The sequence below is a fragment of the Thermococcus sp. genome (assembly GCF_015523185.1).
In the GTDB taxonomy this organism is placed as follows: Archaea; Methanobacteriota_B; Thermococci; order Thermococcales; family Thermococcaceae; genus Thermococcus.
In genome coordinates, this window is record NZ_WAKV01000026.1 from 1 (window position 1) to 8175 (window position 8175).

11 protein-coding genes and 1 pseudogene are annotated in these 8175 nt (G+C 51.0%); 2 read left to right on the forward strand and 10 right to left on the reverse strand.

All coding sequences use genetic code 11. The annotated features are described in order from the left end of the window. A partial coding sequence (gene mobB / locus F7B33_RS03010) for a molybdopterin-guanine dinucleotide biosynthesis protein B (protein WP_297066354.1) occupies positions 1 to 733 on the reverse strand: 733 nt, incomplete at its 3' end. A 9-nt stretch (positions 734 to 742) separates the two neighbouring features. Further along, entirely contained in the window at positions 743 to 958 is a 216-nt protein-coding gene (locus tag F7B33_RS03015) for an LSm family protein (RefSeq protein ID WP_297066412.1), read from the reverse strand. Positions 959 to 1055: 97 nt separating this feature from the next. Between F7B33_RS03015 and F7B33_RS03020 the strand changes: the two genes are divergently transcribed. Then, a complete protein-coding gene (locus F7B33_RS03020) occupies positions 1056 to 1883 on the forward strand; it encodes a hypothetical protein (RefSeq protein WP_297073015.1) in 828 nt (275 codons plus the stop codon). Here F7B33_RS03020 and F7B33_RS03025 read toward each other — a convergent pair. Both F7B33_RS03025 and F7B33_RS03030 read right to left on the reverse strand, forming a co-directional pair. Then, positions 1867 to 2574, reverse strand: a complete 708-nt coding sequence (locus tag F7B33_RS03025; protein WP_297066359.1) for a 6-hydroxymethylpterin diphosphokinase MptE-like protein — start codon at positions 2572 to 2574, stop codon at positions 1867 to 1869. The genes F7B33_RS03020 and F7B33_RS03025 overlap by 17 nt on opposite strands. Then, positions 2574 to 3035, reverse strand: coding sequence for a Mut7-C RNAse domain-containing protein (locus tag F7B33_RS03030; RefSeq protein ID WP_297066362.1), 462 nt, complete (start codon positions 3033 to 3035; stop codon positions 2574 to 2576). The genes F7B33_RS03025 and F7B33_RS03030 overlap by 1 nt, the downstream gene beginning before the upstream one ends. A 69-nt stretch (positions 3036 to 3104) precedes the next feature. On the opposite strand from F7B33_RS03030, the gene F7B33_RS03035 reads away from it, so the two are divergent. Then, entirely contained in the window at positions 3105 to 3854 is a 750-nt protein-coding gene (locus F7B33_RS03035; protein ID WP_297073023.1) for an MBL fold metallo-hydrolase, read from the forward strand. On the opposite strand, the gene F7B33_RS03040 is transcribed toward F7B33_RS03035, so the two are convergent. The 6 genes and pseudogenes from F7B33_RS03040 to F7B33_RS03065 all read right to left on the reverse strand — a co-directional run. Further along, positions 3851 to 4453 (reverse strand): hypothetical protein, encoded by a 603-nt coding sequence (locus F7B33_RS03040; protein ID WP_297073016.1) that lies wholly within the window; start codon positions 4451 to 4453, stop codon positions 3851 to 3853. The two genes, F7B33_RS03035 and F7B33_RS03040, sit on opposite strands and share 4 nt — an antisense overlap. Positions 4454 to 4483: 30 nt before the next feature. Continuing rightward, positions 4484 to 4816, reverse strand: coding sequence for a PIN domain-containing protein (locus tag F7B33_RS03045; RefSeq protein WP_297073017.1), 333 nt, complete (start codon positions 4814 to 4816; stop codon positions 4484 to 4486). Further along, complete coding sequence (locus F7B33_RS03050; protein ID WP_297066371.1) at positions 4804 to 5025, reverse strand: hypothetical protein; 222 nt, start codon at positions 5023 to 5025, stop codon at positions 4804 to 4806. The genes F7B33_RS03045 and F7B33_RS03050 overlap by 13 nt, the downstream gene beginning before the upstream one ends. Positions 5026 to 5061: 36 nt before the next feature. Continuing rightward, positions 5062 to 7050, reverse strand: coding sequence for an IGHMBP2 family helicase (locus tag F7B33_RS03055; RefSeq protein WP_297073019.1), 1989 nt, complete (start codon positions 7048 to 7050; stop codon positions 5062 to 5064). Positions 7051 to 7340: 290 nt separating this feature from the next. Continuing rightward, complete coding sequence (locus tag F7B33_RS03060) at positions 7341 to 7529, reverse strand: hypothetical protein (RefSeq protein WP_297073021.1); 189 nt, start codon at positions 7527 to 7529, stop codon at positions 7341 to 7343. A 309-nt stretch (positions 7530 to 7838) separates the two neighbouring features. Continuing rightward, a pseudogene (locus F7B33_RS03065) lies at positions 7839 to 8175 on the reverse strand (hypothetical protein); the annotation flags it as partial.

Sequence of the window (8175 nt, forward strand, 5' to 3'; positions counted from 1 at the left end):
ACTCATCCCTAATCACTATCTCTATTCTCCTTCCCTCGCGGTAGCCCTTCATCGCCGAGAGCATGCCCTTTATCGTTTTCTCAACGAGCTCCTGGACCCAGTCTTTCATTGGGAGAACCTGCCCGTCTATCTTAACCGTCACCTTCGGCTTCGAGCTGAGCACAACGCAGTCCTTAAGTGTTTTTTCGCCCTTTATTATCATCCTGGCCATCTCAGCACAGCTAAAACCGCAGAGGCCACAGTCTATGTTCGGAAGCATGAAGGCGCGCTTCTCAACGAGGTCGGCCAACTTCTCTGGCTCTTTGGTTGCATCTATCACTGGGAGGCCCTCTATCTCATCAACGCCGGTGGACGCTATTACCCCACTCACCGCCACAGCAAGTCCGTCGTTGAGCTCTCTAACATCTTCATCACTCCTCGCGCATATTACCCTTGGAACATGCTGGACCGACTTGAAGCCCTCAAGGAGGAGGAAATCTGTCGAGACCATTGAAAAGAGCGCGTTGATGTCATTGGCTTTAAAGAGAACCGCATCGGTGTCATGGGCCCTAACCAGAACTGCATCGGCCACCTGAGAAAAGCGCCATGTGTCGCTTCCTTCCCTGTCGAAGTTGGAGTGCATGCTCTTGGCTATTGCAACGCGGTAACCGCGCTCCTTCAGGACTCTCGCGACCGCTTCAACCGTCGTAGTTTTCCCGCTCTTCTTGAAGCCGACAAACGCCATCGCCCTCATAATACCACCTCAGAGCAGGGTTATCCAGTTGAGGTCGTCTATCTTGACTATCAGCTCCTTCGCCCTGTTCCCCGCGTAATCAGTAACTTCCCTGAGAAGGATTATCTCCTCATCAAAGTCAACCAGAATCCCGGAAAAACTCGTCTCACTGCCGACACCGACTGCAACTCTCTTCCCCTTCCAGCGTTCCAGCGTTTTGTCGAGGAGGTACTGCTTTTCACTCATGTTCATCCCCGGCATTGCTATGTTTGGAGCTTTTAATATTTTCCCGCCCCGGCGGAAAGTCTATAAGAGTGACAACGTTCACCAGTTGGGTGGTTTCATGAGACTTGTAACAAAGAACGAGGCCGTCAAGCGGGCACTCATGGAGGAACTCCGAAGGGAAGGGATAAAGTTCGAGATGCACTCCAGAGAGGGTTATGAAGCCTTCGTTGGCTACCTAATCGAGGGGACTCTTAAGGAAATAGAGGAAAAGATTGAGAACCTTGAAGGGGCTGACATCGAGGCAATCAATGAGGGTTTTCTGTCATTTAAGGAGAGTCTCAATCATCTCCTTGAGCATCTAAAGGCGGGGGAGAAGGCGGACGAGCTACTCAAAGAGGGTCTCTGGGTGGCGGAACTCCTCGACCAGCTCTACCGCAACGGTGCCGTAGAGTACGATGGTGTGAACGTCAAGCTCAAGGAAGGCATCAACGTTGAAGAACTTAAATTTGAGTTCAAGTTTCCGTTTAACCTCGTCCACAATCCAGAAGCAGTTGAAAAACATGTTAAACAGTTTGCCTTCGTGGATTTGGTCATAGAGCACGAGTTTGAAATACCCGAACTGAGAATAGCGAAGATAAACGCCCTCGGAAAGATAGCGAGCAAATACTTCCCCGAGGACTACCTCCTGAAGGTTTATTTCGCGCTCATAGGCAGGGCAATACTAGCAGAGGAGATTCTCAAGGCCCTCGGAGACAAGAAAATCCCTGAGGAGGAGTTCGTCAGGGGATTCCTGAGGGCCTCCCCGATAGCGGTACCAACGCCGAAGGGAACCCTCGTGATAAACTACTCCCGGGATTCCTTCGAGGAGACGCTCAAGCTCCTCAAGAGGCTCGGTTACGTCGAGATAAAAGGCGGAAAGGTAAAGAAACTCAGGGATTTGGAATGAGGTATTTGATTTTTGCCCTCCCGTTTTTTTCCAACCATTCAAGGAGCATTCTGGCAAACTCGAACTTCTTCCGCTTGCTCTCCCAGACAGGCGAGTGGTTCCTTAGATAAGGCTTGCTCCACCTTCCCACTATATTGCCGAAGTCAAAGCCAACGAGGACCACTTCCTTGGCTCCAAGCTCATCAGCTAAAAAAACGGCCCTGTCGCCGTCAGTGAAGCCACCGAAATTATAAACTATGTCAAGGGGCTCGGTCTGGCAGGTCCCCAGAATCCTTGAGAAGAGCGGGATGTAAGCCGTCAGCTTGTCCATATTGTCGCCGTGGGCGTGGACAACAAGGAAGGAACCTCTGTCGTTCGCTATCTTGATATCGGGAATCCTTCCGTCGAGGTCGGTAACTATCACATCGGGCAAAAGGCCGGCATCGAGCAGGGCCGAAGTCGCGCCATCGGCTGAAATCAACGTCCCATCTGAAAAGTCGAACTCCTGTAAGGCCCTCTCAAGGCTCGGACCGGCGCCGAAGACGTAGGCTTTTCTTTCGATTACTGCCTCAAGCTCCTCCCGGAGGATATAATCATCGCCCTCGAGGAGGAGCGCTCTCAACAGCTCGGCAGATTTTCTGTCTTCTTCAATTGGATACCCCATTTCCCTAACGATTTGGAGGTAGAAGGGTTTCCAACGTTCCCATTTCATCATTCTCCCCTCAGCTTTTTATCGATTTTCAGCATCTCCCTCCATTGCCTTCCCGGCCAGTAGATTTGACTGCATTTCTGACAGACGTAGAACTCGTCGTAGCTCTCGTAAACCTTGGGAGGGACTTTCCCTTTAACCTCGTTTTTGGAGACGGGTTTTATCGGGCCGTTGCACTTGGGACAGCGAGCTTTAGAAGGAAAGAGCTCCCCAAACTCAACTCCAAGCTCCTTGAGCTCTTTAACCTGCCCTCCGAGCGAATTGGAGCGGAGGAGAAAAACCCTGGCACCGAGTCTCTCGGCTCTTCTGGCGAGGGCCACATCTTTTGTTAGGATTACCCTTTCCTCCCTAAGCGCAACGCGGATTATCTCATCGTCATCTCTGATTCCGTAGAGGGTATCGTAACCGTAAAGCCTGAGCCATCTCGCTAACCTTCCAAGCATCATGTCCGCTATGAACTTCATCGACCAGATTTCGGGGAGAACCCTTATAAAGACAGCCACTATTTTACGGCCATAAAACAGGTGGTGGCGATGCTCGTCTACTTCATCGGCACCGGCGGGAGTGAGGGTATTCCGGCTCACCTCTGCACCTGCTCGACCTGCAACGAGGCCAGAAAGTTCGGCTTCGCCCAGAGGAAACCATCAACCCTCGCCGTAATCACCGAAAACAAGAGAGCGGTTCTCTTTGACGTTGGAACCGACATAAGGGACCTCCTCAACGTCCCGTTGGAGGCCATCTTCCTGACCCACTGGCACCACGACCATATCTACGGCCTCTACAAGCTCCGCTGGATGGCGAGGAAAACGGAGCTCTACGCGCCGGAGGGACAGGCCGACGCACTAATCCTCAACGACCCCAAGAACCTGAGGCCAAAAATCCTGAAGCCTTTTGAAAGTGTTGAACTTGACACCCTTAGGATTACAGCTTTAAGGCTCAACCACGGGATTGAGACCCTCGGCTACCTCATTGAAGAGGACGGCAAAAGTGTCGCGTTGCTCTACGATACAAAGGGCCTCCCAAGGGAAACGCGGGAGTTTCTGGAAGAGAGGGCACCGCTGAGGCTCGCGATAGTGGATGCAACTTACCCCCCAGGTTTCAGCGACCCGTATCATAACAACGTTGATGAAGCCGCTGAGATTGGGCTTTCCCTGGCTGAGAGAACCGTTTTAAGCCACATCTCCCACAAGAACCTGCCGTTCCTCGAGCTTGTCGAGTACGTGAGGAAGAGGTGGGGAAACAGGGTTCTGGTCACTTACGATGGGATGCTCTTCTACGTTTAAGGTTTACGTTGCCCAAGGCGGTCTAGGTTCTCCTCAAGTTTCTTCAGCTTTCCCTTAAACCTTCTCAGCTGGTCGTTGGCTATCTTCACGATTCGTTCAATGTACTCCTCGCTAACCCAGAGCTCGCCGTTCTCACCCAGGGGAACGTCCATTCTCTCGGTGGAGCGTATCTCGACGAGTAACTTTTTGTGGCTCACGCTCTTTATGTTGCTGTATTTAAAGCCGAGGCCAATTGCGAGGTTGAGCAACCTGACGGCGTCCTCCATTGTTCTGGCTGAAACGTGCAGGATTGGGCTCCTCACCAGAAACCAGAGCTGGCCCGATTTGTGTTTCCTAACCGCCACAAGGACTTCCTCCACGGAAACCTCGCGATGCCACTTGCCGAGCCAGACCGAGTTGAGCTTATCTCCAAAGTGGGGCATCTCCATGATGGAAATCCTGCCAGAGCAAGAACTCGTTGTGAAGTAGCTTTCCAGCGCGTTCAGTTTCTCGAGCAGGGGGATTATATCATGGTCCACCTTGTCTTCTTCCAAAGCCCTTCTCAGGCTTTCCATTGCCCTGGCTTTCTGCTCTTCGAAGTTCTCCGTGTAGAGGAACATGTGGTTGGTTTCGTGGTGAGTATTTAAACTTTAACGCTCAAGAAGAATCAGCTTAAGGTTTGAGACCTCTGCGATGGCCAAGAAGTCCGAGTCGTATGTTATCAGTTCCTCCCCGCGGTTTATGCATATTGCAGCGATCAGGAGGTCTGCGAATCCCCTTGGCTCTCCTTTTTTGAGGAGCTCCTCCTGAAGTCTGTGGGCAAGAATGTAATCGTCCAGAATCGGGAACAGGACGTTTCCATGGAACTTTGAGTACCTTGCAATCCGCGGGAACTCAACAAAGGTGACTCCTGTGATATCCTCTGTAATTTCCTCCCTCCGTCTCACCCGCTCGATAACGGCGTTAGTATCTAAGACAGCCACTTCAACCGCCTTCTGTCCTTTTCTCTGATACTCTCGATTTCTGGGGGTATCTCTACCTCCTCTTCGGTCTCGGATATACCCAGGAGTTTCCTAAGCTCGCCTATGCTTATTTTCTCGGGTGAGCTCTCAATCAGCGCCCGTATAAACGCGTCTTTGAACTTTTTCTCGTCCACCCACTCGGGAACCGATATGGTAATTACCTTCCCCATGTTCTCCCCCGTGTATCTCTATATCGCCCGATGGTTTTAACGTTTCTCATTTAGGGCTGTGGCATCAACAACCGTCTCCCGTTCCTTTACAAACTCAATCAGCCGTTTGTAAGTTGGATGGACACTCAGCGTTGAGGAGTCGCCGACGAGAATGAGCTTTCTCTTCGCCCTCGTCAGCGAGACGTTTAAGCGCCTCAAATCCTCCAGAAAGCCGAGCTGGCCTTTTCTGTTGGAGCGGACGAAGGAGAGAACGATTACCTCCTTCTCCCTGCCCTGGTAGCCGTCAACGGTCTTCACTTCAATCTCCTCGGGAAGGAGGGAGCTTATTAAGTCCCTCTGGTCGTCGTAGGGGGTTATAACTCCAATCCACTCCGGTTTAACGCCGAGTTTCAAGAGCCTCTCAACGGTCTCTCTAACAAGATGGGCCTCAAGGGGGTTTTCCCTGCTCTCGCTTCCCCGTCTCCGCCTCTCGAAGCGGTTTTCAAGGGATGATGTATCTATAAAGACGAGGACGTTCTCAGGCCTTAGGACATCACTCCACCGGTCGTTTTCTCTTGGAATGCTGATTCCGAGGCCGGCAAGCGTTATATTCCTCACGCTCTCATCGGCTTTGACCTTTCCCCCATAGAACTCCCTGCTGGGGAATTCCATCAGCCTTTCGTTCATCCTGTACTGGACTGTCAGCATCTCGCTTTTCCACGGATAGCGCTCGATTAGACCTTCAAAGAGGGTTTTGCTCAGCTCTCTGGCCTTTTCGCTCAGTATGGTTGGCGGAAGCTGTTTGTGGTCTCCAGCCAAGACAAAGCGCTTGGCGCGGTTTATTGGAATTAAAACGCTGGGTATCGTTGCCTGAGTTGCCTCATCAATTATAGCAACGTCGTAGGAACCGTAGTCAACGACATCAAGGCCAGCCGATGCATTGGTTGTCAAAACCACGTCGGCTTTCATTATAATCTCCCTTGCGATTCTCTCCTCGAGCTTTCTCGCGTCCTCAAACGTTTTGCTCACCTGCTCGTTTAGTTTAATCCACTCGGCCATCTCACGGATTAGCCTGGCCGGAACGCCCCTCTTTCCTATGCCTTTAGATGCCAGCCTCAGAATCTCGCGGTCGCTCAACCCACGGCGGTACTTGGGGGCGGGCTTTGTGAAGGTGTCCCTCTTTTCCTTCAGGTTCTGACCGATTACGCGAAGTTCCCTCAGCTCGCCGTAGAGCTCATGCTGGGTTATAAGGTAAGCAAGGGTCGTTTCGTGGAGAGCTTTCGAGACCCTGCTCGGATGGCCGATGCGAACGACCTTAAGGCCAGAACCAACGAGCCTCTCAACGAGGTTGTCAACTGCAACGTTGCTCTCGGCCGTTGCCAAAACCTTATGACCCCGCTCGACCTCCTGCCGTATCAGTTCTACGAGGGTTCTGGTTTTGCCTGTTCCAAAGGGACCGTGGATTAGGAAGAAATCGGGACTTCCAAGGGCCTTTGCAATGGCCTTCCTCTGGCTCGCGTTCAGGTTTTTATCAAAGGGTCTGAACTCAACCTCTCTACCTTTTTCCGGTTCTCTCAAGCCCAAATAAAGTTCAAGGGCTCTCCTCCCGCTCTCACGAAGGTTGTCAAGGTTCTCCAGCCAGCGCTTGAATGTTATGTCGTTGGCGTAGAGGTCAATCCTAACCCCTTTAAGCGCCCATTCTGGAACTGTTTCGAGGGCAACCGTTAGAAAGCGCTTTCCCTTCTCGACCATGGTTCCTACCAAATCGCTCTCCAGCGGGTTCCTCTTGCTGATTACTACCAAATCGCCGACGCTTATCTCCGTCTTGATTTCTCTATCGCGCCCGTATTTGACAAGGAAGTAGCCGAGCTCTTCGCCGACGACTTTACCGTTGAGATTCAGAATCGCTCTCCCGACCTTCTCCCTCTCTCGCCCGCTCAGCCTTTTCATCTCAGCTCTCATGGTATCTATCTCGGCCTTCCTTTCCATCTCGATGAGGACCTTGAGGTGAGAGATAAACTTCACAAGGGTTTCGTTTTTCGTCATTTTTCCTCCCAGAATTAAGGCAGTATATTGTCTTTTTAAAGATAAAGAAAAACAAAAGAGCCCTCTGGAAACTCACTTACTGGCACCATTCACCATTACTGTCGTGAGAGTCTATGCACACTCCCGTCTGTGGATTGCAGATTCCTCCTGAGTTCCCGTCGGTTACTGTTACCAGAAGCATTGGAACCCCGACGTGCTGATAATCCTGGGTTTTTAGAGTAATGTTGTAAAACAGAACTGAACAGTCTCTCTGGGGGATTGCACTGAGGAAGTAATGAAAACCCGATACTTCATCTGAGGCGGTGTGAAATCCCAAAGTTATGGAAATGATATCCATTTCCCTCCACGTACGTGGGGCCGTTTTGGGTTTCGTGAATGGTATATTTGCCCGTTGACAGTATCTCAAGCGGATAAGTTGCAGTAATGGGGATGTTTGTAAACTTTCCTGTATAGCGGTCGTAGGCGAGAACACCGAACACAACGATTTGATATTTAATATACAGGTTGAGGTACCGAGACCAAATAGGATTGGCGGGGTTAATAGTTCCTGGGGTTGAGTATTCAATGTCCAAGGACTTTCCCTCAAAGTTATTACCCACTTTAGCACTGCGGACTTCGATGCCTCCCAAGTCTATTCCAACAGTCCAATAGGAGTACGTGCTCTCACTTAAGAAGAGCCACATGGTAAACACGACATCTTATAACGTCAACCCAGTTTGAAGTGGGGTCTTTGGGAACGCAGTATCTGCCGCCCACCGGAACGTATCCTCCGGGACACAGTCTAATGGTCAAAGGCTCCGGTTTGGTGGAATCTGGAAAGGTTTCAGGGTTATCCTGCTTCCGTGTAGACTCTCAATGCCGATGCCATTGTCATTTACAAATATAATAATAGGTGTGGAGAGTGCCTTCAGAGCCGTCGGATTTTTGGAGTACTCTTTCAACCATGCTTCCCTTGGAACCTTGAGGAAGACCGACAGTGTTCCCACTTTTCCGGTCTTGAGGAGTTTTACGGTACCGTCGGGCAGTGGGTAGAAGATTGCGTAGTGTCCTGAGCCTTGAAACTTGTAAACGTTGTATCCAAAGACTTCCATCTTTGAGTTCTCACTGGTTGCCCAGTTTGTTGCA